We start from the raw sequence: 26,098 nt of genomic DNA, 5'->3' as shown, positions 1-26,098 counted from the left end.
GGTAACCCCTTTTTTTATGCAAAAAACTCTCTCCACCGCTGCAGGTTCGCAGTTCTTTCGTATAGCAGATAAAATACAGCAGATATTCATTTGATACTAAGGTTGGTTTATGTCGGATACCTTGATGTATTCATTGATCGCACTGTTCAGCCTGTTAACGATTGGACTGGCAGTCTATGTGTGGGTGTTGCTAAAGCGATTGCAACAGCAGCGCAAGAACGCTCAGGCTGCGCAGGAGGCCTATGCCGCGTCTGCTCAACAGCAACGAGACTATCTGATAGACAGTATCAGAATCCTCTCTCGGGGTATTCTGGAGGGTCAGTGCCCGCTTGCAGAGGGCTGTATTCGTATCAAGGTCATGATTGATAACCTGTCACCCCAGCTGCATCATCAGGCAGAGTTGCAGGTTATTGAGACCATGTATCGCAAAACCGAGCATATACCCACACTGGCTGCCTGGAAGCGTTTACCTGCCGCTCAGCGTAAAGTCTTTCAGCAGGAAATTGATGACCTGGAAAACGAATATCGAGAGGCGATACAGGCTGCTGCTCGGTGTTTACAGGATTATCCTTTTGAACAGCGGTTACATTGATGGAGTTTTTGATCGTCTTTATTGTCAGTGCCGTGTTCTTGCTGTTGATCGGTGTTGCCATGGCATTTGGCAAGTCACCCAGTTATCGACCTGACCGCCAGTATGTTCTTGATTTGATAAAGGGTATTGAAACACGCACTACCAGCCCTCAGGCCTGGGATATGCTGATAGGCTATCCGATCAGTCATGATCCTGAACTGGAAGCCATCCGTCGCTGGTTGGTCGCCTTGCATGAAGGCACAGATGGTCATAAGCCTGCGCGGGAAGGCATCAATGGCTATATTTATGACCGAGAGTCCCGGCAGCGTTTGGTTGCAGTGATTGAGCGTCTTGAGAAGCTTATCGCGGAAGCGCCTGTCACACGCGAGTTTTAACCTATAACCGTTTCATCCCCTGTACGACTCTGGCCAGCTGGTTGTAAGCATTCCATATTTTGCGAATATCTTTACTGATCACCGCCTTACCTAGCTGGTGTGCAATCATCTCTATTTCCGGGTGCTCAAACAGACCTGCAAAACCATGTAACTGATGTGCGTTACGGCCAATGCTGGCATAGTCTTTGGCATAGATGTGCGATTGTATCTCGTTTAGCTGACGGTTAATTTCATGTTCGAACTCCTGCTTCTGCCATAGAGGATCTGCAGGCGGGTTTTGCATATTGGCCTTTTTGACATCGAGTGTGCTCAGCAGGGCATAGAGCTTTTCTATATTCAGTGGCTTGATTAATATTTTGTTAATACCCAGTTGGTTTAGTAGCTGTTGCTCGCGTGAGGAGATGTTTGCGGTCAAGGCAATGATGTGGGTATCAGGGTGCTGTGCCAGGATCTGCCTTGATGCCTCAATGCCATCCATATCGGGCATGTTGATATCCATGAGCACAATATCCGGCATCTTGCTGTTTACTGCCTGAATGGCTTGCTCTCCAGTCGTGACCTCGCGACTTTGAATACCGGCTTGCTTCAGAATGCGTTTGATCAGCAGGCGGTTATAGTCATTGTCTTCCGCGATCAGAATTTCCAGTTCCTGCAGCTGATAGTTGGCATAATCACGGCCATGCTCATATTGTCTGGGGTTTTCCAGTGCCGTCAAAATCTGTGTTGGCGATACGGGTTTGGTCAGCATCTGTGCTTTTATGCTTTGCAGGGAGTCACGTCGTATTGTAGCCGGTAGCAGCAACAGCAGTTTTGCACCCGGGAAGCGTTGTCTAAGCGATTCTGTCTGGCGTTGCAACAGTTCTGCATCGGGTTCAGAGGCCGGATGGCTGAGTAGTATATGGCTGAAATTGTCTTCGTTGGCGAGGGCATCTTCATGGCGCTCTGTGACTTTGCAGCGATAACCATAGTACTCAAACAGTTGCAGTAGATTGCGGCGTGAAGGTGAATTCTTCTCAATTACCAGCACGGAAAAATCTGAACGGGTTGTTTTGATACTGAAATCATCAATCAGGCCCAGACTGACAGGTTCATTATCGGACTTAAGGGGGATTTCCAGAGTAAAGCGTGTACCTTTGCCCAGTTCGCTTTCAACCTGTATATCGCCATTCATCAGTTTCACCAGGCGATATACGATTGCCAGGCCCAGTCCTGATCCACCATATTTGCGGCTGATGCTGTTATCTGCCTGTGTAAATGACTCAAACATTTTGCTCTGATACTCCGGCGAAATACCTATGCCTGTATCACTGATACAGAGTGTCAGCAGCTGGTTACTTTGCTGATAGTCTGTGTGTAACTGTATATAGCCGGTTTCAGTAAACTTGATGGCATTGCCAATCAGATTGGTAATAATTTGCCGTATACGCGTGGGGTCGCCTGAAAAATGCACAGGCAGGTTGCAGGCGCCGCTGAAAATCAGTTCCAACCCTTTGGTATGTGCTGCGGGTGCCTGCATCTCCAAAGCCTGGTGAAAAAGCTGTTCAGGATGAAACTCGATATTTTCCAGCTCCAGCGCGTCAGACTCCAGACGGGTAAAGTCCAGCAAGTCATCAATCAAGGTGAGTAGCATTTGCGAGGTATGATCGATGATATTGAGATAATGGCTGCGCTCCTGCTCAGAGCTACCCTCCTGAATCATGCGGGTGAAGCCAATAACGGATGTGAGTGGTGTTCTGAGCTCATGGCTCATCCTCGCGAGAAAAGCATCTTTGGCCCGGTTGGCCGAGTCTGCTTTTTCATGTGCGCGCATCAACTGGAGATTCTTGCGTTCCAGTTCCTGAAGACTGACGGATAATGCCTGGGTCGCCTGCGTGATACGGGTTTCCATGTGTCGATTGGATTGCTCCAGTGACTTGGCCAGCTCATTAATTCCCTCGGCAAGCTGATTAAACTCTTCAGTTTGTGACTGGCTTGCCCGAACACCCAAATTACCGCGTCTGAGCTGAGTAATAATGCTGGAGAGCTGTTTTACCGGCTGGCTGATCTTACGTCCAAAGAAGCTCGAGATAGAAAATGTCAGTAAAAAGCCGCTGAAGATAATAATCAGGCTGTTGCGAATAATGATCAGCTGCTGTTGCTGTATCGGGTCATCGGAGAATACCAGTGTGACCCACCCCATGACTTCGACAGAACTCTGCTCGGCAAACAGCTCCGGTACAGTGGCAGTACGAATGGGAGCCAGTGATACCGGGTGGCTGAAATACCAGTGTTTATCTGCCAGAGCCACAGAATCGGGTGGAAAGCTCAATGCCAGTTCAAACTGGCTCTCGCGGTGAATAATATGCATCTCTTGATCCATAAAGAGCACATCAACCACCAACGGGTTTTGCATGAGCTGTTGACTTAGGGGTTGCAGTTCAGCGGGGTTGTTACTGAGAATGCCGAACTCTGCAGCGGCGGCCAGAAGTTCACTTAATTCCTGCCCCTTCTCGATCATCCCTGAACGTGCGTTTTGTAATTGGGTATAGGTAAAGAAGAACCCCAATATGCAGGTAATAGCGAGCATGGGAATCAAGGATAGAAACAGGACACGTTGGCGAATATCACTCTTAAGTATCGCTTTCATTGTCCGTCTCCGCGCTGTTTCAGCTGCTGGGCCAGGGTCTCACTTTCAGGCAATTCCATTCGCAGTGTGCGCGCTGCTGAGCGGTTGATATTGATGGTGAATGCACTGGGGTAGGCTGGTGCAGGCAACTCGCCTCCCTGTTCAACAATACGAATGACCTCATTGGTTTGTTCTGCCAGTTGCTGCACAGTTGAGTAGAGTGATACCACAGCTCCGGCCTCTGCGTAACTGGCAGAAAAACCGATTAACGGCACCCGGTTTCGCAACGTGATGTACAGGCTCCAGCGCGTCACGTTACGATTAAAGCTGGCACTATCCGGTAAGGATAAAAAGATATCACTGCGCTGGATTAAAGGGGTCAAAATCTGTACCGGATTCTGGCGTTCATCCAGAAACGCATGTTGGGGCGCGAAGCCTGCTGTATGAGCCAGGCGTTCAAATGCTTCTTGTTGGTAGACTGAGGTGTTTCCAAAAACAGTACCCAGTGTGCGGGCATTTGGCGCAATTAATCGTGCCAGATCGATCTGGCGTTGCAGTGGTTGATCCATAAAAACGGCAGTGACGGACTGCTGATTTATGATCGCATCAATATGGTGAGTTACGAGCTGTTCAAAGGTTTGAGAGGGCAGGAAGGTACAAATAACCCTGTATTGAGCCGGATTGAACTGAATGCCAGATTCACAGGCGCGGGTACCGATAGCAACCAGGGTGTGTGCATTTGAGTCCATGCCAGACTGAATAAACTCATCCAGCAAAACAGTGCGTGTTTGTTGCGGATGTCCGGGTTCAATTACTGCCGCCATGTCGCGGTAGATTTGCTGTGTATCACTCAGCAGAATGATGATGCTCTCCGCCTGCGCCGAGATTGGCAGCCAGAGTAATATTGACAGTATCACTCGCATGCAGTGATATGCGAGACTGTCACGTCTGTGTGATTTGAATCCTTCCGTACTACACATCCTGTCTGCCATTAATCCATTGTCAGTTTGAGCTGTACCAGTGTTCTGCGATCAAACCGATGGTCCTGATAAAAGGTTTGATAAGACTTGTGCAACGCATTTTGCACGACCGCCGCCAATTCCAACTGGTGGCCAGGTCCGCTCCAGCTTTTCGCCAGCTTCAGGTCTATACGCTGGAAGCGAGGTTGCGGCGCCAATGTGCCGTAACTGCGTCGCCAGCGCACACTGTCCATGGCATAGTAACTTGTGCTCAGGTTCAGGTCAGGTAATAGCTGCCAGTTGGCAAGTGCCGACAGGGTATGTCTGGGGGCGAGTTGCCCTCCGTCAAAAAAGCTTGCCAGCCCCTGACTCCAGTTTCCGACCTGGTTATCAAGGTAACTATAGTTGAAAAGCATCCAGAAATGGTTAACAGGCTGTAGCTTAAGTTGAGCTTCAATACCTTGATTACGCCAATAGCCAGCATTCTGCTTTTGGCCAGCTCGATCATTGTCGTCAATATTAACCATTACATTAACAATTGCATCAGAGACTTCTTCGTGAAAAGCACGAATATCAATAAAGCCCTCCAGATGAGTAAACTGGTGGTGCATACCCAGCTCCCAGCTTTGGACATGCTCAGCTTGTAATGCAGGATTACTCAGATCGACCTGATTGATAGTATTGTCAGGACGCAGGGTGCTGTAGTTCCCGTTTTTTTCAAGTATGGATGGGAGTCGTTCACTGTGACTATAGCCTATTCGTAAGCTGGTCTGAGGTGTTATTTGATGATTCAGAGCGATACGGCCGGATGTCCCATGTAATGTAGCGGATTGATGTTCATGCATCAGCCCAAGATTGATCCGTAGCTTTGGGTTAAACTCAATCATACTGCTGTGAAAAAGTCTCAGACGTTCACTTTCAATATTACTACTCTGTAATAATACCGGGCTGGATGCTTTATCTCGTCGTATCCCCATGCCGGTATAACTCCGAGTAGAACCTCTACGATGTTCCAGTGCTATTTCTGCATCTATAACATGGGTTCGCCCATGCTCTCGATAACCTCGAAAACCAGGGTTCATTGACAGGAATAAAGACGCTAGATTTTCATCATCAAGCTGATAAAACCGCTGGATGTCGGATGGGCTTGGAGGTGTTTCATCCAACCTAAGTGCATTGCGATAAAGGTGGGCATGTAATTGTGTGTCATTATTCAGCCACCGGGTCCAAGTGAGTTGTTGATGGTAAGCTTGGTAATCCTGCTGACTGATATAATGCTCTCCCTCAGGGAAGCCTCGGTAATCGAATAAATATCCAATATGCGACATACCTTTATCATATCCGAGCTGCAACGTCAGATTATCATGAAGACTGGGTGACCAGTTGAACTCAGCATTCAGATAGTGGCGTCGGGTCGCATCGTGGAAGCGGTTACTACCATCATTGGACTCACTGGCGACACTGACTCGATATAACAGCCCATCGAGTTGACCGCTATGGCTTGCATAGCCATTCTGGCTGTTCATGGAGCCGAAGGTGCCGCTGACGCGCCAATCGGCATCGGCGGCAGAGTGACGGGTAATGAAATTTACGGCACCCAGAAATGCATTGGAACCATGTGTAGCGGCGTTCGAGCCTCGAACGACCTCAACCCGCTCAATATCTTCCGGATGAATGCCCAGCGTGTGCCAGAGAACGGTGGACAGCAGCGGTAGGTAGACAGAGCGTCCATTCACCATAATATCGAGCTGGTTTGGAAACTCATCATTTACACCATGATAGTTTACACCCTGTCGGTTGCTGTTGATCTGGAACAGTTGAAATCCAGGGACCAGAGCAAGGAGGTCGGGCAGTGTCTGGGCACCTGAGGCTGAGATGGTTTCGCGGTCGAGAATAGTGACGGATGCAGGTGAGGTGTGTTGATTCTGTTTCAACCGGCTGGCTGAGGTGACGACAGGCAGATCGCTCAGCAGATCGGTTTCTTTCAGAAAAAGGGTATCAGCAGATAAAGACAGGGAAAGTGTCAGCATACCCGGCAGAACAGTCACCGCTGTGGCACGTTTCAAGCAGCTTGAAGTGTTCTGTTTTAAAAATGAAGAATACAGCATGCGGCTCCATCCACAGTCAGGTCCATTAGCTTACATAAAATTAGTGGTATTTTAAACGAAACTGCATAAAAACACGACGCTCAAAATCATGGTAGTCATAGAACTCCTGATAGGTTGGGCCCAATGCATTTTGCAGGGTGAGTGACAGCTCAGCCTGAGTCTGCATGTTTGGTGTCCAGAGCTTGGCAATACGTAAATCAGTACGGTTGTATGCATCACGTGTATCACCTTCAAACCAATGAAAGCGATCCACGAAATAGTGGCTGGCACTGAGCTGAAGATCGGGTCGGGGGTGCCAGCTCACTAGCGCCGATGCGCTGTGGCGAGGTGCGAGAGCATCAGTACGGCTTGTCCATTGATTGCCATTGAAGTAAGGAGGTTTGGTGCTATTAATATAGGCGTAATTCAATAGCATCCACAGGTCATTCCTAGGTTGTAGTTTTAACTGTACTTCCGCTCCCTGACTCGTCCAGCTGGAAAGATTTTTGCTGACATGGGTTGTTGAACTGCCATTTTCTTGTGTTTCTGGAAATGTTGCTCTATAAGTTTCAATCCCTCGAGATACATCCTCTTTAAATAACCTTAAGTCAAGTGTTCCGGGTATTGTAGAAAATCTATATAGGGCACCAAATTCATGACTTACTACTCGTTCGGGTTTCAGGTCAGGGTTGGGACGACGAAATGCATTAAAAATCTCATTTCCATCACCATTATAATAGATGGTTGACTCACCATAGCGTTCATGTAGGGATGGTAGCCGCTCGCTTTGGCTGAGGCCTAGTCTTAAGCTAAGATCGGGGGTTAGATGTATGTTCAGCCCTGCTCTGGCGGAAATAGCAGAGGGGCCAGAGTCTTCTTTTTCATACATGGTGCCTATGTTCAAGGTATAGGCTGGACTGGGGGTTACTGCAGCATTTACAAATGCCCTATAACGTGAAGAGCTAATGTCTCCTTGGTCAAAGAGTGTTCGGCCACTGCCGGAGTCACGCCGGTATCCTATTCCAGATGAGGTAGATATCCAACTTTCTTGGTGAGTTAATGATACCTGTATATCTTCTTGCGTTGTTGAACCATTTTCATTTAATAGTCTCAAAGCTGGAGTGCTGTTAAATGCGTTCAAATAACGATTATACTGGTTACATGTTGCAATCAGGTTTACAGGTAATATTGCACAGTTATTAAATATTCCTGGATTGTTTTTCCAGAATAAATACACATCATTATTCAGCTCAGCTCTCAAAATGTCATCTATACTAGGTTGCTGCTCAGCGAGGTCAAGTGCGTTTCTGTAACCCTTTAATTCCAATGAAAGGTTGGTATCTAGTATGCGATTCCAAGATAGATGCTGAAAATCTGAACGATAGTCTCGCCGCATCGTTACAATATTGTTTAATGTTTGATTCTCGTTCATTTTCAAAGAGCCGCCCGTAGTATGTCCACGATCAACACCAGCCCAGATTTCGATCTGATCCCTGATAGTTGGTGCAAAGCTCCCACTGAAATTTAAATAGTTACGTCTGGCACCATCACCAAAACGCTGGCTGCCTGTGTTTTCTTCGTAACCGCCTGAGAGTCTGTAGTGCCCGATCGAATTATGTCCGCTGAAGCGTAAGTTGCTGTTCTGTGTATTCAATGATCCAAGTGTAATTGAACCACTGGCTCTGGCTTCAGTTGAGGGATGCCGGGTAATAATATTGATAGCACCCATAAAAGCATTTGAACCATGTGTTGCAGTGTTTGAGCCGCGAACAACTTCGATCCGCTCTATATCATCCAGATGCAGCCCTAATGAGGTCCAATCCGGGGATGAAATTAATGGCATATACACTGAGCGCCCATCAATCATGACTTCCAGTCGACGCGGGAAGTCATCACTGTGACCATGATAGGTCACCGCGTATTTGTTGGTATTAACATGTGCAACCTGGAAACCGGGCACCAGGCGGAACAGGTCGGGGACTGTCTGGGCACCGGAGGCGGCGATAGTGGCTCGATCTATCACCGTCATGGCAACCGGTGCGTCGCTTTGCTGTTGTGACAGGCGTGTTGCTGACGTCACAATCGGGATATCAATCAAAAAGGCGCTTTCATCCAGTTGCGATGCCGCCACACTGACGCTGGTCATACCGAAAAGGCCTGTCAGGCAGGTCAGTAACGTTGAGTGGATGTATCGCTTTTGCATTGATGCTGCTTACCTGTTGAGTCTCTGTCTATTATGTCAGATTACCGGGGACAGTTCCCGGTAGTATACACCCAGTCCAGGAGTGTCTGTTGCATACGCGTTCCATGACCCAGATGCGCCTCCGGGTGGTTGACCAACAGTACAACCATCATATCTTCATTACACTGATTACGCACATATCCGCTGATAGCGGAGACCTGATTTAATAAACCTGTTTTCAGGTGCATTTGTCCGGTGCGGGCTTCATTCCGATACTGTCGACGGGTGGTCCCGTCGATGCCGGAAATTGACAGCGAGGAGACAAATTCAGGGCGTCTGGGGCTCTCCCAGCCGACCTGCAGAATCTGCCCCAGTTGTCTGGGCGAAATACGGGCAACCCGACTCAGCCCGGAACCATTGTCGATAAACATACCCTGTGTATCCACACCAGCTGTCGACAGCACGTCAATCAGTGACACACGTGCTTTTTCAAGTGTGGCCGGTTCTCCCATGCGTTGAGCGCCGAGTGTCAGTGCCATATGGCGAGTCATGACATTATGACTCCACTTGTTGGCAACGCGTATCAGGTCAGCCAGTGGTCTGGAATGATGTACCATGAGTGTATGGTTGTAGCTGAGTGGTGATCCCTGGTGACTGAGCACGTCTCCGGTCAGCTCACCGCCCCACTGGGCCCAATGCAGCTTGAACAGCTCTGCAGCGTTAACATCTGCCGCAACAGCTGTGCGAAGGAGCTCATAGGTGCCGCAGTTAACCGGGTAGCTGCCGCTGAATGTCACCTGTTGATGATCCACTTCATAGCGAATGCCGCGCTGCCATGCATCACAATTGCCGCTGCCGGCAGTTAAGCGGTTGACCAGCGTGAGTCCTGGTAAAGGTGGCTCAGCCTCAATCCGTATTCCGTTGGTATCCGGGATGATATGAAAACGTATGGCGTTGGAATTGACATGCAATGCATAGGGGAGCTGGTTATAGGCACGATAGGGCTGGCCATCAAACTCACCGGGATCACCTGGCGGCAGCATAAAGTAACCGGCATCCAGAATCACATTGCCTTCAATGCGCTTCAGCCCGGTCATGCGTTGCAGGTCTCTCAGCATACGCCAGTGCTCCTCGCTGACTGCACCTGGATCACCTGTGCCCCGGATAATCAGATCACCGCGCAGGACACCGTTCTCAACGGGTACATTGGAGCGAAAGTCGGTACGCCAGGTATAAGCAGGTCCTAGCTCCAGCAAAGCAGCCAGTGTTGTGGCCAGCTTGATGGTGGATGCCGGATTGAACAGTCTGTCTGCATTGTGTGCGACCAGGGGCGTCGAGCTGTCAGTCGACTGTACCCAGATACCCATCGAATCGGCAGGCAAGGATTGGGCATTAATGGTCTGCCTGAGACTGTCCGGTAACTGCGCCATAGCGGCCGGGCTGGCTACACAGGCCAGGCACACGAGTAGTTGTTGAGTGATACGTGACAGAGTATTGAAACGTGGCGCAAGCATCAGAGTTCTCCGGTTAGATACGCTGATGGCATTATCCCAAAGCCAACGCCAGACACAAGCATCAGATGTCGATACGCTGAAGTAAAATGTTCTGCTACCATGGTGCCAGTAGCATGGAGTTTTAACATGAGTGAAAGGTTACAGGCTCCCCGAATATTCGGGTCAGGTGACAGTGTTCAGATCAGTGGTGACTGGACTACAGCTTTCTTGAAGCAGCAGCAGGTTCTGGCCAGTGGTGGGCGACGTGTGGTACAGCTAGTGGATATTGGTCGTCTGGATACCAATGGTGCGTTGCTGTTGTTACAGATTATAGGCTCTGACCCCAAGGACTGGCCGGAAGGCCTGACCACAGAGCAATATGGTTTGCTGGATCTGGTTCGATCACGTGCTGTGGCCGTGCCCGAAAGCCAACCGCGTCTCGGTGCCGTGGCTGAACTGGGACGTCAGGTTTTCCATCTGACCCGACATGCCAAAGAGCTACTGGATTTTGCCGGACAGTTATCGGTTCTGCTGGTCAGTCTGGTGCGCCATCCACGTCAGCTGAAGATTAAAATGTTGCTCGATGTACTGCAGCGCGATGGTTTGCATGCGGTGCCAATTATTGCGCTGCTGGCCTTTTTGCTGGGAGCGGTGATTGCATTTCAAGGCGGGTTACAGTTGGCAACTTATGGTGCCAATATTTTTGTTGTCGAATTGATTTCGTTGATCATGCTGCGGGAATTAGCGCCGTTGATTTGTGCCATTATTGTCGCAGGGCGGTCCGGTTCTGCGTACGCAGCACAGCTGGCGACCATGCAAATGAATCAGGAGGTCCTGGCACTGAAAAGCCTGGGGCAGGACCCTTTTGCCTGGCTGGTGTTGCCTAAGCTGCTGGGGTTGATGCTGGTGATGCCGTTATTGACAGTTTTATCGATGCTGACTGGCATCGGTGGCGGTATGCTGGTGGCTTCGATTCAGCTGGATTTGAGTCCGGTAGAATTTGTGCAGCGATTTGGCGCTGTTGTGGACCCGATCCACTTCTGGGTCGGCCTGATCAAGGCGCCAGTATTTGCCTTGCTGATTGTCAATGTTGGCTGTATGCAGGGTATGCTGGCGAAAGGTGGTGCAGAAGCTGTAGGGCATCGCACGACGCGCAGTGTAGTACAGAGTATCTTTCTGGTGATCATCGTGGACGCGTTATTTTCGATTTTGTTTGCGCAGTTGGGATGGTAACAATGACAGTAGCGCAACGTACAGTGGTTGAGTTGCAGCAGCTGGCAACACGATTTGGTCAGCATGTCGTACATGAGCAGCTGGATCTGACGATCTATGAAGGTGAGCGGGTCGCGCTGGTGGGCGGCAGTGGTACCGGGAAATCGGTGTTGCTGTCGGAGATTGCCATGCTACGGGAGCCTGATGCCGGTGAAATTTGCCTGTTTGGGCAGCCCATTACACAGTTAACCGGACGACAGCTGACCGCGCAGCGACAGCGTATCGGTATGATGTTTCAACAAGGGGCCTTGTTTTCCAGCCTGACAGTGCTGGAGAATATCATGTTGCCTATTCAGGAGCACCAGCGGCTCTCGGCTTCCGTACTGCAAGAGCTGGCCATGTTGAAACTGCGGCTCACCGGCTTGCCTGATCATGCGGCACATTTGTATCCTCAGTCACTCAGTGGCGGGATGCTGAAACGTGCCGCTGTTGCCCGAGCGCTGGCGCTGGATCCGCCATTGCTGTTGCTGGATGAACCGACGGCAGGTCTGGACCCGGCTGGGGCTGCAGCGTTTGATCAGATGCTGCTGGAATTGCATGCGGCATTGAATTTAACCCTGATTCTGGTGACCCATGATCTGGACTCTATCTGGACAGTTACCGATCAGGTAGCGTTTTTGGGAGAGCGTCGGGTATTGGTGAAGCAACCCATACAACAGATGGTGAGGAATGAACATCCTGTGATTAAAACCTATTTTGCCAATGATCGCGCACGACGTGCGATACGACAGGAGCAGATGGTATGAACCCGAGGATCAACTATACCTGGGTGGGGGCCTTTGTGATCCTGCTGATCGGTGTGGGGCTGGCGATGCTGGCGCTGATGACACGTGATGATCGCCAAACTCAGCGGTTATCCTATGTCACCTATTTTGAAGAGTCTGTTGCGGGGCTGAACGAGCGTGCCAGTGTGCGTTTTCTGGGTGTGCCTGTGGGCGTGGTGGAGCGCATCTCACTGGATCAGGAGCGCGAAGGACGTGTTCGTCTGGATCTGCGTATTGATCCGGATGTGCCGATACGGGAAAGCTCCATTGCCAGCTTGCAGAACCAGGGTATTACCGGATTACTGTTTATTGAAATCAGCAGCGGTGACCCTGAATCATCACGTTTGGAAACATCATCGTCAGAGCCAGCGGTAATTCGGAGTCGTCCTTCCCGGCTGCTGCAGATCACCGAAGCGATGAATGAAACGCTGAATCGCTTCAATCAGCTGTCAGAAAATCTGTCACAGCTGACCAATCATCTCAGTGCACTGAGTGATGAGCGTATGCGTACACAGCTGGACAGTATGATCCAGTCGCTGGTCAGTTTGTCACAAACGGCGGAACGACAGCTGGAAAAAGTTGACCTGGATGCCTGGACGACACTGGCTCACTCCATGACCACACTGGCGGATTCACTGACCCAGCAGAGCCAGGGGTTCCCGGATGAGATGGCAGCCTTCCGGCAATTGCTGGCAGAGAATCTGGAGCGAACCAATCAGCAGCTGACAGCCATGTCCAGAGACAGCCAGGTGTTGGCGCGTGAGCTGGCACCCCTGATCCGGGAGACCCGGACATTGAGTGAAATGTTAACGCGTCAGGGTGATATATTGATTAAAGGTACCGGTGAGCTTCCTCCCGGGCCAGGAGAAACACGATGATAAAGCGCGCAATACTTGTGTTGGTGTGTGCAGGACTGGTTGGTTGTGGTGTGTTGCCTGAAGCCGGCCCTGCACCTGTTCAGCTACAGTTGATGTCTGTACCAGGGATTGATCGCAGTTCTGAAACAGTGTGGTCCACTGACCGGGGCACCTTGATTCTGGAAACACCTCAAGCCACCACCGCCCTGAACAGCCGTGCGCTCTGGTATCAGACGGGAGAGCACCAGTTGACACCTTTCCGGGATCATATCTGGACTGAGCCGCTGCCATTACAGATTGAGCGTCTGGCTTCGGAATACTTCAGTGCGAATCTGTCCGGTGTGAATGTGCTGGTAGATCAGCCGGGTGTCAGCGGAGATTTCCGTTTGCGCATCCATCTGCATCAGTGGCATCTGGATCAAACATCACAGCGTCTGCTGGTGGTGATACATGCAGATCTGATTCGTGCGGATGGCCAGCCGCTGGTCAGCTGGCAGTGGCAACAATCTGAAGCACTGCCTGAAGTCAGCCCGCAGGGGCTCGCCGCGGCTGGGCAGATCTGGCTACAGAAATGGCTGACAGAGTTGAATGAACGCCTGTTGCCCTATGTGCAACGCTAATCTGTATGTGCAACGCTAATCTGACAGGGGCGAGATAATCGCCTAGGCTTGATATATTGATCACCAAGGAGTACTGAATGTCTCACACGCTACCGCCCATGCGACAATTGACGGAAACCCTGAGTGCTTGTGGCCAACTGACTGCCAGTGATATAGAAGCGTTGGCAGCAGCGGGGGTGAAAAGCCTGATCTGCAATCGGCCTGATCAGGAAGAGCCAGGGCAGCCTTCGACTGCCAGCCTGCAGGCAGTGGCGGAGCAGTTGGGCATGCAATGGTATTACCAGCCAGTGATATCCGGACAGGTTGAAGATCAGCAGGGCGATGAGTTTGCTGCAATATTGGCAAGTGCAGCAACGCCTGTAGTGGCTTTTTGTCGCTCAGGTGCACGTTGTGGCATGCTTTGGGCACTCAGTCAGCGTACGCAGCAATCTGGAGCACAGCTGGTACAGCACTTACAGCACGCAGGTTATGATATGCCGGACTTTTTCAAACGCCTGACGGGCTAAGCTGGAGGTCAGGTTTGCCTTCGCAACCTTCTGCTGCAGGCTCTGTGTCTGGCCAGTCTGAAACACAGAGCCCTCAACTCAACCCGGTCTTCAGTATTCTGGTAGCCGGGCATCGACAACAGCGACTGACGCGTAATGGTTTCGGGCCCTGTTCCGATAAACAGCAGTGCCTGACGCAGTGCCTGCAGGGTTTGCTGGGTCAGGTACATCAGGCTGCAGAGCAGGCCTTTATGCAGGGGGCTGCACTCTATTCAAAGAGACCGCCAGTGTTTCGTCTGCTGACAGGCGAAGCCAGCGGTGTTGACCAGTTAGCGGCCAGCTTGGCGTCCAGCTGCGGTTATCAACTCTCATACATCAGTGCTCAGGAACAGACGCAGGTTGACAGGTTTCCTGCAGAGCGGCGTTTAGTGATCGGCATGCATGCCCCTGCGGCTGATCAGCCGCTGTCTCAGGATGATCACTCATTACGGGATGAGCTGGCCCTGAGTTTCGCAGATCTGTTAGTGGCGGTATGGGATACCCGCGAGCCGCTGATTGTTACCAGTGGCACTGCCCGGATGATCCGTACAGCCTTGCTGCGCCGAAAGCCGGTGTTGCTGCTGCGTTTACTGGCTGATCAGGATACGCCGCAGGTGTTGTTGAACAGGCCCTCTGCGCTCACCGATGCCCGGTTGCTGGAGCTGGAAGCCCTGAGCAGTGACACCGAATCGTTATTGGCCTATTTTTCGCTGATCGAGCAGGAAACGCAACTGACGGTAGCGTTGCAGGAGTGGACTTCGTTACTGTTATTGCCTTTCATGCCCGCCTTGAATACCCAGACTGCTGAAAGTCAGCGTTTAACCCGGATTGCTCAACAGCCTTCATTGCTAAGCTTTTTATACCGCTGGCTACTCTTTTTAGTATTGGCTGGCCGTGCACCTCGTCCTCCGGGACTCGGTAGCTGGTTATCGGGTGCTGGCGAGTGGTTCAGGGTGATGCTTGACCCTCCTGAGCGCTCTCAGGCCTCGCGTTTACTGGAGATTCTCAGTCATAAGCAGGATGTTCTGAGTCGACGTGAACGTATTATTGCCCGTTTGCATCTGTTCTGTTCCGCCATTGCCAAGTTGAACCCTGCGGATCTTCGCGCGGCCTTGCGGCCTCCGGGTGCCCCGCGGGGGTACCATCAGGTGATGCCTGTGCGTTCAGAGCAGCATCCTATACATGAACCCGAGCTGGCACAGGTATTTAACTGGGCCGAAGCTCAGGCCAGCTGTTTTGGACGACGTCATCGTGACGGTATCTGGATGATTTACTATGCGGCTGCTTTTGCCGTGTTTTGTGCGGTTGCCGGAGCCCTGAGCTTGTGGCCTGCGAATGTGTCAGGCCTGATCATGATCTGGGCGGTTAGTGAGTTTTTACTGCTGCGTTTTATTGTCGGATATGTGTTGCAGGCACGATTTCGTGACTGGCATGGCCACTGGATGAGCTATCGCTATCTGGCGGAGCAGTTACGCTATTTGCGCATAGGTTATCCTTTGCTGGTGTTGCCACAAGCATTTGTACGTCCACTCTGGAGTCCTCAAGGAAGTCGCCGTGAACCGCGCTTGCTGAGTGCTGAGAACTGGTTACTGCAGCGTGTGCTGATTGCGACCGGGTTACCAGAAAGCCGTCAGGATGCTCAGTACTATAGCCTGGCTGAACATAACCAGGAGATGGCGGGCTATCTGCAGCAGGTCATTGATGAGCATCGTCAGTATTTTCGCCGCAGTCATCACAATCTGCATCGTGATCATGTGTATCTGCACCGCTTGGCGTTTGCGTTGTTTTTTATTACTTTTCTGGCAGTCACACTGCATTTTTTTGTGAAAATTTCCTGGATACTCATCTTCACCGCCTTTTTCCCGGCCTGGGGGGCCGCCATTCATGGCCTGTTGAATCACAATGAGGTGGTGCGTATGTCATCCCTGGCTGGTCAGGTATCCGGACAACTGAGTGTGCTGGATGATGCTTGTACCGACTATCAGCACATCACGGCTGCACGAGGTGAAACCAGTGAAGCACAACGCTGGCGCCAGACCCAGGAGCTGCGGCAGCTGTTTGCGACACTGACGCGCATTCTGTCAGATGAAAATCAGCACTGGCGATCACTGAACCGGCATAACCAGACAGATCTGCCTGCCTGATTCAGCTGACCGCACCGGGTGGAATCTGATCCAGCGCCTTGCGCCCGCGACGACTGCGTTGACTGACCGCCACACCAGTGAAGACCAGTAATACGGCAAGCCATTGTTGTGTATTTAATACTTCGTTGAGCAATATAAAAGCAAACAACAGGGTAAACACCGGAATCAGGTTCACATAGGCTCCGACATGACTGGCATGTGTCCGGCTGAGTGCATAGTTGTAGAGGCCATAGGCACCCAGGGTAGAGAAAATACCCAGATACGTGATATAGCCCATGACCTCCCAGGATACTTGCTCAGGGAGTGGTGCCAGCAGTGCAAGAGGCAGGAAAAAAATAACCCCGAAAAGGGTCTGAATGGCGGTCAGGAACAGCGGGCTGTATCGGTCGGTCAGCTTTTTTACCACCAGGGTGTAGCCGACAGCACAGATCATCGCCATCAGCTCCAGACTGTTTCCCAGCAGTGGGTTTGGTGCGTGGCTGCTGATATCACTGCCCCAGGACATCCATACGACCCCGGCAAAGGCGATCAGAAAGCCGAGCCATTGATGGTTTGAAATCCGTTCTTTCAGCATTAGCCAGGCACCTATTGCAACCAGCAAAGGCAGAATGCTGGTGACCATACCTGCTTGACCGGCACTGGTATATTTCAATGCCAGGCTTTCGAAAATGAAGTAGAGGCAGGGCTCAAACAACACCATGGCTGCCAGCCACTTCCAGTCTCCGGCTTGGTAATTAAAACCGCGTCGCCAGAGTGGCAGAAGCAGTAAAAAGGTGATACTGCCAATCAGCATACGCAGAAAAATAACCTGCATTGGATGGATGGTATCGACTGCCACCTTCAGTGCTATAAACGAGCTGCCCCAGATTGCCATGGCAAGCAGCAGTGCCAGACGGGCACGCCAATCCATTGAAGAAGTCATAGGTAATCAGAAAAGTTCCAGTAGGTGTTCGTCAGTCAAGGGGGTTACATCAACAGCAACGGAGAGCTGGTCTTTGCCACCGCCATTCATAACGCCTTTGAGCGGGGTTACGTCTGCAAAATCCCGTCCCCAGGCCAGCGTAATGTAGCGCTCATCAGGCAGGGTGCCATTGGTCGGATCTATCTCCAGCCAGCCCCAGCCAGGGATGGCCACGGCCAGCCAGGCATGCGTGGCATCAGCTCCTTGCAGCTTGGTTTGTCCAGGTGGAGGCAAGGTTTCCATATAACCACTGACATAGCGCGCGGGCAGGCCAAGTGAGCGTAAGCAGCCGATGGCCAGGTGTGCAAAATCCTGGCAGACGCCACGACGGCTGTTCAGCACATCCAGCACCGGTGTTGCGATGGTGGTGTGTTCCGGGTCGTAGGTGAACTCTTCGAAAATCTGCCGATTGAAGGCCTGAATGGCATCTACCAGTGAGCAGTCTTCCCGAAAAGACTGGCGGGCATAGTCTGCCAGATCTGTATGGCTGCGTACAAAGTCAGAGTCCAGCATCATGAGGCGTGCTTCGGCCAGTGAAACAGGTGCCAGTGTATCTGTGGTGATCTGTGCCACACAGTTTTGCCAGGCCAAATCCAGTGTGGCGGGCGGTAACTGTCTGGGCAAGGTCGTGATCTGGCTGTTCAGCGTCACTTCCAGACTGGAGTGCAGTTCCTGAATGCTGAAATAGCTGACCCGGTTGCCAAAAAAATCCAGCCGTTCACGTACACGCACAGGCTGTGGCGTAATGACCAAACTTGTGTCACTGACTCGCTGCCAGGGCAGATCTCTGGGTAGAAGTCTGGCTTCGTTGTGGCTGAGCGTGACATCACTGCTGTAGTCATACCGGGTTGTATGACGGAGTTGGTATTTCATGGAATTCCGGTCAGTGTTTCGCTGATGAGCGCCTATAGTAAACCTAAGATTGCATTGTCACCAGCTGAATAGGCGCTTCCACATGGCTGAAATGACTGTGAGATATTGCATTGGTCAGTTCTGACAGTGGTGCAATCAACTGATCCAGCAGTTGTGCCAATACTGCACGCGAATCTGCGCTATGTTCAATATCACTTAAACGGTCGATATCCACCAGATGCAAGGCGCTGGTCGCCTGAATAACCAGTCGTGATTCCTGATTGCGATAGGGCGAGCTGCTCAGCTGTGGCAAGCGCTGGATCTGACGTTCGAGACGCTTGAGCATATAGCCGACTGAGCGTGGATTGGTCTCGTCAAAGAGTAACAGATCCAGTATGGCACTGGGGTGCAACTGGGAACGGTAGCGGCGCCGGTAGACGGTAAAGTTATCCGTGGTTGCCAGCACGACCTCCCAAAGCGGTATGCCGGGTTGACGGGCACTGAGTAACGCCAGTTTCAATAATTCAAGGGTGCAGAGTACGCGCTCAATAAAGCGACCTATATCCAGAAAGCGCCAGCCATAGTGATGAGGCATGGTTTCGTTGCACAGTCCGAAAAAGGCTGCCAGGTCTGTGACCACGCCTTCCAGCTGGCGCTGTCCGACAATGATGCCTTGCGTCCGTGGCATATCGTTGAAGCGTTGGCGCAGGCTGTTGACCGTACGCCAGGCATCATCGCCCAGATGATCACGCACAGCCCGGCAGTTACGCAGAAAATGGTTAAATAACCAGGGCATGCCATCGGCATGGTGCTCCTCAAATAACTCCAGCAAACGATTGCGGTAGTTCAGATAGAGCTGTTTGTATTTGAATGGAACATCCGTCTCCGCGATGGGGTCATCTGTCTCCAGAGGATCAGGGCTCTGAATTTCCAGGGCTGTAAACAGGTCGGGCAGCATGCCGCTTTCTTCTGCCGACTGATCTTCCTGAAGGAAGCGCCCAAGGGTTTCACGTAACAGACGTGAGCGGATGTCCAGGCGCTCACCATAGCGTCCCATCCAGAACAGACTGTCAGCCACGCGACAGGGCAGGTCTGTACCATCACGTGTCACCACAATCGGGCCATTGGCCTGACGCAACAGACTGATATGTGGCTGCGGAACCGGCGCCATGACCCAGATATCCTTTACCGTATGGCTTTCCATCAACAGGGTACCGGGCTCTCCGACCCAGGCCAGTCCACCCGGCATAATACGATACTGGCGCTCAGCGGGTGCGACAAACAGATGATCAGGTTCAATCAGGCTGAATAATCGCAGGTTGATGTTGCGTGCTTCAAAGCTGTCACTACGGGTATTGTAGACAGGTGAAGTCGCCGCCTGGAGTCTGGCTTGTGCAACATAGCGCCAGGGTGTTTTCTGTAACTGGTTCAATAGCGCGCTTTGCTCAGCTGCTGACAGGCGCTCACTGCGCAGGTGTTTGGCGGGTTCCGTGATATCCCGGAAAATCCATAGCTCCGGCGCCGCCAGAATACGAGGCAGGTGCTCAGCATCGCCAGCCCAGAGTGTTTCGCGGTGATCAAGCAGCAGGCTTTCACCGAGCAGGCGTTGGCAGATGGTCTCCAGATAGGCGGCCAGAGCGGGGTGTTCCAGAATACCGGTTCCCAGGGCATTGGCAATTTCAACCTCGCCATCCCGGGCGGCCTGCATCAGGCCTGGGACGCCGAGCAAGGAGTCGCCGCGAAGTTCCAGCGGATCGCACCAGGGATCGTTGATCTGGCGGACGATAACATCTACCTGTCGCAATCCGCCCAGTGTGCGCATGGAGACCTGACCATCGCGCACCACCAGATCCGCCCCTTCGACCAGTGAGAAGTTCATATAATTAGCCAGCCAGGCATGTTCAAAATAGCCAGGGCTGCCAGGGCCAGGTGACAAGAGGACGATATTGGGCTGTTCCCGTTGACTGTTGCACAGTGACGCCAGTGCGCGGTGCTGGGCCTGCAGGAAACCTGCCAGTCGCTTCAGCGGGGCTTCGCGGTAGAGTCCCGGGAGTGCTCTGGCCAGCGTGATGCGGTTTTCCAATGCATATCCTGTCCCCGAGGGTGATTGCGTCCAGTCGCAGAGCACTTGCCACTGCCCTTCGGCATTGCGGATCAGATCGGTGCCGTGAAAAATCAGCATCGGGCGGCGTGCCGGCTGGTCTGTTACAGCAGGTAACAGATAGCTGGGGAAACTGTGAATCAACTCTGCAGGCAGTAATCCGCTGTTGATCAGGGTGCGTGGACCATAGAGGTCTTCCGCAATCGCCTCCAGCAGGCGAGAGCGTTGCATCAGCCCCTGTTCCAGTTGATCCCACTCTTCAGTACTGATCACATAGGGCAGACTGTCGAGCTGCCAGGAGCGCAGTTTTCCCGGGTCATCTTCATAGGTGTTAAAGGTAACCCCGTTTTCATGCAGCAGATTTTGTGCTTCTTCACAGCGGCTGCGCAGGCCTTCACGGTCATAGATCGACAGTTCATCCAGTACCAGTTGCCAGTGTGCGCGAATACGGCCAGTACGCTGCAGTAACTCATCAAACCCCAGTGTTTTCGGGTCAAGCGCCTGTCGGCTGGCGACATAGGCTTCCAGGCGGCGTTGCATTTCACTGTTGAGTTGACTGAAATCGTACATGGTTGTGGTTAATTCGCTGTAAAAGCGTTCATCATATCTCAGTCTCACCCGGATTGCTGTGGTTGTAACGCAAATCCAGAGTGTGGGGATACTCTCCAGGCACGGCTTCCGGCGGGACCTGCCATCTTCCCTGAGTGTGACCTTGTGCCCAGAAACGTGCCAGACGACGTGCTTCAGCTTCGTTTGCATTGACCGGGAAACTTTCATAATTGCGTCCGGCCGGATGCGACACATGGTAGGTGCAGCCACCGACCGAACGCTGATTCCAGGTATCGATCAGATCAAACACCAGCGGTGCATGCACAGGGATCATCGGGTGCAGGGCAGAAGGTGGTTGCCAGGCACGGTAACGGACACCGGCGACCGCCTCAGAGTTGACGCCGGTGGGCTGCAGTGGCACACGACGACCATTGCAGGTCAGCAGGTGACGGGCTGGATTGAAACCAAAGACCTTGACTTGCAAACGCTCTACCGAGGAGTCGACATAGCGCGCTGTACCACTGCCGCTGACTTCTTCACCGAGCACATGCCAGGGTTCAATGGCCTGACGTAGTTCCAGACGCACCTGATCGTAAATGACCTCACCGTAAAGAGGGAAGCGGAACTCCAGGAAGGGTTCAAACCACTCCGGGTTGAAGTCGAAACCAAAGCTGCGCAGATCGTCAAGCACATCCAGCAGGTCATGCCAGAGGTAGTGGGGCAGCATCCAGCGATCATGTAACTGGGTTCCCCAGCGAACCAGCTTTTTACGATACGGGCTGCGGGTAAAACGGGCGACTAACGCACGAATCAACAGCTGCTGCATCAGGCTCATGCGTGCATGAGGCGGCATCTCGAAGCCTCGCAGCTCCAGCAGCCCCAGACGGCCGGTGGCAGAGTCGGGTGAGAAAAGCTTATCAATACAGAATTCAGCCCGGTGGGTATTACCGGTGATGTCGGTCAACAGGTTGCGCAGCAAGCGGTCAACCATCCAGGGTTGTGGTACTTCACCCAGGGGCATCTGTTGTAACGCAATTTCCAGCTCATAGAGGGCTTCATGGCGTGCTTCATCGATCCGTGGTGCCTGGCTGGTCGGGCCCAGAAATAAACCGGCAAACAGATAGGACAGGCTGGGATGATGTTGCCAGTAAGTGATCATGCTGGTGAGCAGACTGGGGCGCCTCAGGAACGGCGAATCAGCCGGGGTTGCGCCTCCCAGGGTGACATGATTACCACCACCGGTGCCGGTATGGCGGCCATCCAGCATGAATTTTTCGGTGCCTAAACGAGACAGGCGCGCTTCTTCATAGAGACGTGTGGTGGTGTTGACCAGTTCATGCCAGCTTTTCGACGGCATGATATTCACTTCGATGACACCCGGATCGGGTGTGATCATAAACTTTTCAATACGGGTGTCAGACGGAGGCGGGTAGCCCTCAAGGCAGACCGGCAGTTCCAGCAGGGCGGCGGTGTGTTCGATATGCACCAGCAGTTCCAGATAATCCTCCAGTTCGGCCAGTGGAGGCATGAACACAAACAGCTTGCCCTCCCGAGGTTCAACACAGAGCGCGGTATGCAGTACGCGTGGATCTGATGATGGCTGTTGTTCCTGATGTCCTTGCGAGGGTACCGTTTCTGTTAGCTGCGCAGCAGGTTGCTGTTGCTGCCAGGCGCTGTACCGACTGGAGACCTCTCCATGCAGGTCCGGCAGAGGGGGCTTGATCTCAAACAGGGAGGCGGGCTGATGCGGTTCTTCACGGCCAGCCAGGGGCAGTTCGCTTAATGGCAGACGATAGCCCATAGGGGAGTCGCCCGGAATCAGATACAACTGACGGCGTTTGACCGACCAGTTTCCGGAGTGCCAGCGGGAGTGTTTCAGATCCCGGCTCAACGGCAGTGTAAAACCGGTGATTTCGTCCAGGCCGCGCTCCAGCAGTGCGGCCAGACGGCGTCGATTTTCATCTGACTTGAGATCTTCTTTACTCAGATCGATATCAACGGGTTGCTTGCGCTCCAGCCACAGATAGTAGTAGGCATCTTCATAACAGGGAATCAGGAACTTTTCCTGAATGTTCAGGCGTCGTGTCAGTGCCAGCGCAAACTGCCGGGCGTCTTCTACATCAACGCGATAGTCCTTGTAAATATCGGCCAGCCAGCGGTCATCCTTCCACATGGGCTTGCCATCACGGCGCCAGTAACAGGCCAGCGCCCAGCGTGGCAGGGATTCTCCGGGGTACCACTTGCCCTGCTGGTAATGCATCAGGCTTTGCGGAGCAAAGTGGGGGCGCAGACGACGCATCAGCGTTTCGGCCAGACGGCGTTTGTTGGGTCCCTGAGCAGCGATGGTCCACTCAGGTGAGTCCATATCATCAATCGAGACAAACGTTGGCTCACCTCCCATGGTCAGCCGCAGGTCTTCTGCTTCCAGCGTGGCATCGACCTTTTCGCCCAGTGCATTGATCTCAGCCCAGGCTTCCTCTGTGTAGGGTTTGGTAACACGTGGATCTTCATGGATGCGCTCGACTGACATGGAAAAGTCAAACGAGACCTCACAAGGTTCGGTAGCACCGGTGATTGGTGCAGCACTGGATGGGTCGGGTGTGGCGGCCAGCGGCAGGTGCCCTTCACCAGCCAGCAGTCCTGAAGTCGGGTCCAGCCCTATCCAGCCTGCACCCGGGATAAAAACTTCGGTCCAGGCATGCAGGTCAGTGAAATCTGTTTCTGTTCCGGAAGGGCCATCCAGTGCTTTGACATCGGCGGTCAGCTGAATCAGGTAACCGGACACAAAACGCGCTGCCAGTCCCAGATGGCGCAGAATCTGTACCAGCAGCCAGGCTGAGTCCCGGCAGGAGCCCAGTCGTTTCTCCAGCGTTTGTTCCGCTGTCTGAACACCGGGCTCCATGCGAATGGTGTATTCGATTTCCTGTTCCAGTTGCTGATTGAGCGCGACCAGAAAATCGACAACCGCTCTGGGCTCTCTGGACACGCCTTGCAACCAGCGTTTAAGCAATGGGCCTTTTTCAGTAATTTCCAGATAGGGTGTGAGTTCTTTACGCAGCGCTTCAGGGTAGCTGAATGGAAAGTTGTCAGCATAGTCTTCAAGGAAAAAGTCAAACGGGTTGATGACGGTCATCGGTGCGATGAGTTCGACAGCGACTTCCAGGTGCTTAATTTTCTCCGGGAACACCAAGCGGGCCAGATGGTTGCCGAAAGGGTCCTGTTGCCAGTTGATAAAGTATTCTCCGCCAGACACTTTCAGGGAGTAGGCATCGACCGGTGTTCTGCAGTGAGGCGCAGGTCGTAAGCGAATCAGGTGAGGCGAAACCTGTACCGGTTTATCGAAGTCGTAGCGGGTGGTGTGCTTGAGTGCAACGCGAATCGTCATGATCTCATACCCTGCTGAGCAAATTGGCTAACTGGAACTATCATGGTTCATCAGCAACAGATATGCCACAACCCGGCAGTCTTTCAGAAAAATAACCGGATCTGGGGATTGGTAAAGGTTTCCGCCCTTCGTACTGTGAGACGAAATGCGGCAAAGCGCCCAGTTGAGGGGCGTATTTGGCACTATAATGGTGCACATGAGCTGTTTGGGTGCGTGCTCCGGCTTGCAAAGGCTGGCTGGGGCGTATGGCCTACAGAAGCTGGTACAGCAATTGCAAAAGAAACACTATCGTTCAGATGACAACAGTGGATACACGCTATGACGAAAGTGAACTGGCAAGAGTATGCGTGCAATGGTTTTTATGATGAGTTGATCGCCGCACCCGGACAGCCCAGGCCTGAGGCCCGAATGCTGTGTGATTATTTTGAGAAACTGGAAGCCGCTGAGCTGATAGAGCACAAGCATGCGGTGGATGTTGCAATTCAGACCATGGGGATCACCTTCACGGTCTATACAGAAGGCAGCATGATTGATCGAGCCTGGCCTTTTGATCCGGTACCCAGAATCATACCGCGCCCTGAATGGGAGAAAACGGCAGCGGGCTTGCGCCAGCGTGTCCAGGCGCTCAATCTGTTTATTGACGATCTGTATCACGATCAACGTATTATCAAAGATGGTGTCGTACCCGCTGAGGTACTGGCCCAGTCAGTGAATTTCCGTCCCCAGTGTGTCGGCATTTCGCCACCACACCGTGTATGGGCACATATCTGTGGTTCTGATCTGGTACGTGACAATGACGGGACGCTCTATGTGCTGGAGGATAACCTGCGTGTGCCGTCCGGCGTTTCCTATATGCTGGAAAACCGTAATGTCACCAAGCGAGTTTTGCCAGAGTTGTTTGCAACCGGGCGGATCCAGCCAGTGGATGACTATACAGATCAGCTGTTTGACATGCTGGCATCCATGTCTCCCCGGCCGGGGGATGATCCTCAGATCGTGGTGTTGACCCCGGGTATTTATAATTCTGCTTACTACGAACACTCCTATCTGGCACAACAAATGGGAGTGGAGCTGGTCGAGGGTTCGGATCTGCTGGTCAGTGATGATGACTGCGTGTACATGAAAACAGTCAATGGCCTGCAGCGTGTTGATGTCATTTACCGTCGTATTGACGATATGTTTCTGGACCCCGAAGTGTTTCATCCGGATTCCATGCTGGGTGTTCCGGGCCTGATGCGTGCCTGGCGTGCTGGCAAGGTGGCGCTGGCTAATGCACCGGGTGCAGGTGTGGCTGATGATAAGGTTGTCTATGCCTTTGTGCCTCAGATCATTCGTTATTATCTCGATCAGGAACCACTATTGCCCAATGTGCCCAGTTATCTGTGCATGTTTGAGGAGGATCGGGAGTATGTACTGGCCAACCTCGACAAGCTGGTGGTCAAACCAGCGAATGAATCAGGAGGTTATGGCATGTTGATCGGTCCGCATGCTACCAAACGTGAACGTAAAGCCTTCGCTGAACTGATTCGTGCCAATCCGCGCAACTATATGGCGCAACCGACCCTGAAGTTATCGACAGCGCCGACGCTGTGTGGTCATGCCATGGAACCGCGCCATGTCGATTTGCGGCCTTTTATCCTGTCGGGAGGTGGTGAGACCTATGTGACAACCGGTGGTCTGACCCGTGTCGCCATGACCAAAGGTTCATTGGTGGTAAATTCCTCTCAGGGGGGTGGCAGTAAAGATACCTGGATTGTTGACGAGAAAGAGGGCTGAG

At 52.3% G+C, this 26,098-nt stretch carries 18 protein-coding genes; 9 read left to right on the top strand and 9 right to left on the bottom strand.

The window, feature by feature from the left end:
- Positions 1–124: 124 nt before the first annotated feature.
- Together ADINL_RS09625 and ADINL_RS09620 are read left to right on the top strand one after the other, a co-directional pair.
- Entirely contained in the window at positions 125–592 is a 468-nt protein-coding gene (locus ADINL_RS09625; protein WP_161667745.1) for a DUF2489 domain-containing protein, read from the top strand.
- Entirely contained in the window at positions 592–966 is a 375-nt protein-coding gene (locus ADINL_RS09620; RefSeq protein ID WP_036547071.1) for a hypothetical protein, read from the top strand. The genes ADINL_RS09625 and ADINL_RS09620 overlap by 1 nt, the downstream gene beginning before the upstream one ends.
- Before the next feature lies 1 nt (position 967).
- Here ADINL_RS09620 and ADINL_RS09615 read toward each other — a convergent pair whose 3' ends face one another.
- The 5 genes from ADINL_RS09615 to dacB form a co-directional block, all read right to left on the bottom strand.
- On the bottom strand, positions 968–3,592 hold the full coding sequence (locus ADINL_RS09615) for an ATP-binding protein (RefSeq protein ID WP_036547069.1): 2,625 nt from the start codon (positions 3,590–3,592) through the stop codon (positions 968–970).
- Positions 3,589–4,494 (bottom strand): ABC transporter substrate-binding protein, encoded by a 906-nt coding sequence (locus ADINL_RS09610; RefSeq protein ID WP_036547067.1) that lies wholly within the window; start codon positions 4,492–4,494, stop codon positions 3,589–3,591. The genes ADINL_RS09615 and ADINL_RS09610 overlap by 4 nt, the downstream gene beginning before the upstream one ends.
- Positions 4,495–4,562: 68 nt before the next feature.
- Positions 4,563–6,638, bottom strand: coding sequence for a TonB-dependent receptor plug domain-containing protein (locus ADINL_RS09605; RefSeq protein ID WP_036547066.1), 2,076 nt, complete (start codon positions 6,636–6,638; stop codon positions 4,563–4,565).
- 40 nt (positions 6,639–6,678) lie between these two features.
- Positions 6,679–8,820, bottom strand: coding sequence for a TonB-dependent receptor plug domain-containing protein (locus ADINL_RS09600; RefSeq protein ID WP_036547064.1), 2,142 nt, complete (start codon positions 8,818–8,820; stop codon positions 6,679–6,681).
- Between the two features lie 41 nt (positions 8,821–8,861).
- Positions 8,862–10,313 (bottom strand): D-alanyl-D-alanine carboxypeptidase/D-alanyl-D-alanine endopeptidase, encoded by a 1,452-nt coding sequence (dacB, locus tag ADINL_RS09595; RefSeq protein ID WP_084154465.1) that lies wholly within the window; start codon positions 10,311–10,313, stop codon positions 8,862–8,864.
- A gap of 126 nt (positions 10,314–10,439) precedes the next feature.
- Here dacB and ADINL_RS09590 point away from each other — a divergent pair, with 126 nt between their 5' ends.
- The 6 genes from ADINL_RS09590 to ADINL_RS09565 all read left to right on the top strand — a co-directional run bounded on the left by ADINL_RS09590 (position 10,440) and on the right by ADINL_RS09565 (position 16,473).
- Positions 10,440–11,525 (top strand): MlaE family ABC transporter permease, encoded by a 1,086-nt coding sequence (locus tag ADINL_RS09590; protein ID WP_051632699.1) that lies wholly within the window; start codon positions 10,440–10,442, stop codon positions 11,523–11,525.
- Between the two features lie 2 nt (positions 11,526–11,527).
- Entirely contained in the window at positions 11,528–12,310 is a 783-nt protein-coding gene (locus ADINL_RS09585; RefSeq protein WP_036547061.1) for an ABC transporter ATP-binding protein, read from the top strand.
- Positions 12,307–13,206, top strand: a complete 900-nt coding sequence (locus ADINL_RS15975) for an MlaD family protein (protein ID WP_051632698.1) — start codon at positions 12,307–12,309, stop codon at positions 13,204–13,206. Before ADINL_RS09585 ends, ADINL_RS15975 begins: the two co-directional genes overlap by 4 nt.
- Positions 13,203–13,805 carry an ABC-type transport auxiliary lipoprotein family protein gene (locus tag ADINL_RS09575; protein ID WP_036547057.1) on the top strand — a complete coding sequence of 201 codons (603 nt, stop codon included), beginning with the start codon at positions 13,203–13,205 and terminating at the stop codon, positions 13,803–13,805. The genes ADINL_RS15975 and ADINL_RS09575 overlap by 4 nt, the downstream gene beginning before the upstream one ends.
- 77 nt (positions 13,806–13,882) lie before the next feature.
- Positions 13,883–14,311 (top strand): protein tyrosine phosphatase family protein, encoded by a 429-nt coding sequence (locus ADINL_RS09570; protein WP_084154463.1) that lies wholly within the window; start codon positions 13,883–13,885, stop codon positions 14,309–14,311.
- Between the two features lie 14 nt (positions 14,312–14,325).
- The gene (locus ADINL_RS09565) at positions 14,326–16,473 is read left to right on the top strand and encodes a hypothetical protein (protein WP_051632697.1); all 2,148 of its coding nucleotides are present in this window, start codon (positions 14,326–14,328) and stop codon (positions 16,471–16,473) included.
- A 1-nt stretch (position 16,474) separates the two neighbouring features.
- Here ADINL_RS09565 and ADINL_RS09560 read toward each other — a convergent pair whose 3' ends face one another.
- The 4 genes from ADINL_RS09560 to ADINL_RS09545 are packed head-to-tail and all read right to left on the bottom strand — an operon-like array spanning position 16,475 to position 24,321.
- On the bottom strand, positions 16,475–17,383 hold the full coding sequence (locus ADINL_RS09560; RefSeq protein WP_152547659.1) for a DMT family transporter: 909 nt from the start codon (positions 17,381–17,383) through the stop codon (positions 16,475–16,477).
- A gap of 18 nt (positions 17,384–17,401) precedes the next feature.
- Positions 17,402–18,307, bottom strand: coding sequence for a transglutaminase family protein (locus ADINL_RS09555; RefSeq protein WP_036547049.1), 906 nt, complete (start codon positions 18,305–18,307; stop codon positions 17,402–17,404).
- A 43-nt stretch (positions 18,308–18,350) separates the two neighbouring features.
- Entirely contained in the window at positions 18,351–21,005 is a 2,655-nt protein-coding gene (locus ADINL_RS09550) for a circularly permuted type 2 ATP-grasp protein (protein WP_084154462.1), read from the bottom strand.
- Positions 20,989–24,321 carry a transglutaminase family protein gene (locus ADINL_RS09545; protein WP_036547047.1) on the bottom strand — a complete coding sequence of 1,111 codons (3,333 nt, stop codon included), beginning with the start codon at positions 24,319–24,321 and terminating at the stop codon, positions 20,989–20,991. Before ADINL_RS09545 ends, ADINL_RS09550 begins: the two co-directional genes overlap by 17 nt.
- A gap of 318 nt (positions 24,322–24,639) precedes the next feature.
- On the opposite strand from ADINL_RS09545, the gene ADINL_RS09535 reads away from it, so the two are divergent.
- Positions 24,640–26,097, top strand: coding sequence for a circularly permuted type 2 ATP-grasp protein (locus ADINL_RS09535; RefSeq protein WP_036547043.1), 1,458 nt, complete (start codon positions 24,640–24,642; stop codon positions 26,095–26,097).
- The last annotated feature ends 1 nt before the right edge of the window (position 26,098 follow it).

Origin of the sequence: Nitrincola lacisaponensis, from assembly GCF_000691225.1 — a bacterium.
Classification (GTDB): domain Bacteria; phylum Pseudomonadota; class Gammaproteobacteria; order Pseudomonadales; family Balneatricaceae; genus Nitrincola; species Nitrincola lacisaponensis.
The sequence above is the reverse complement of the archived record's forward strand: the minus strand, read 5'-3'. Positions and strand labels throughout refer to the sequence as shown.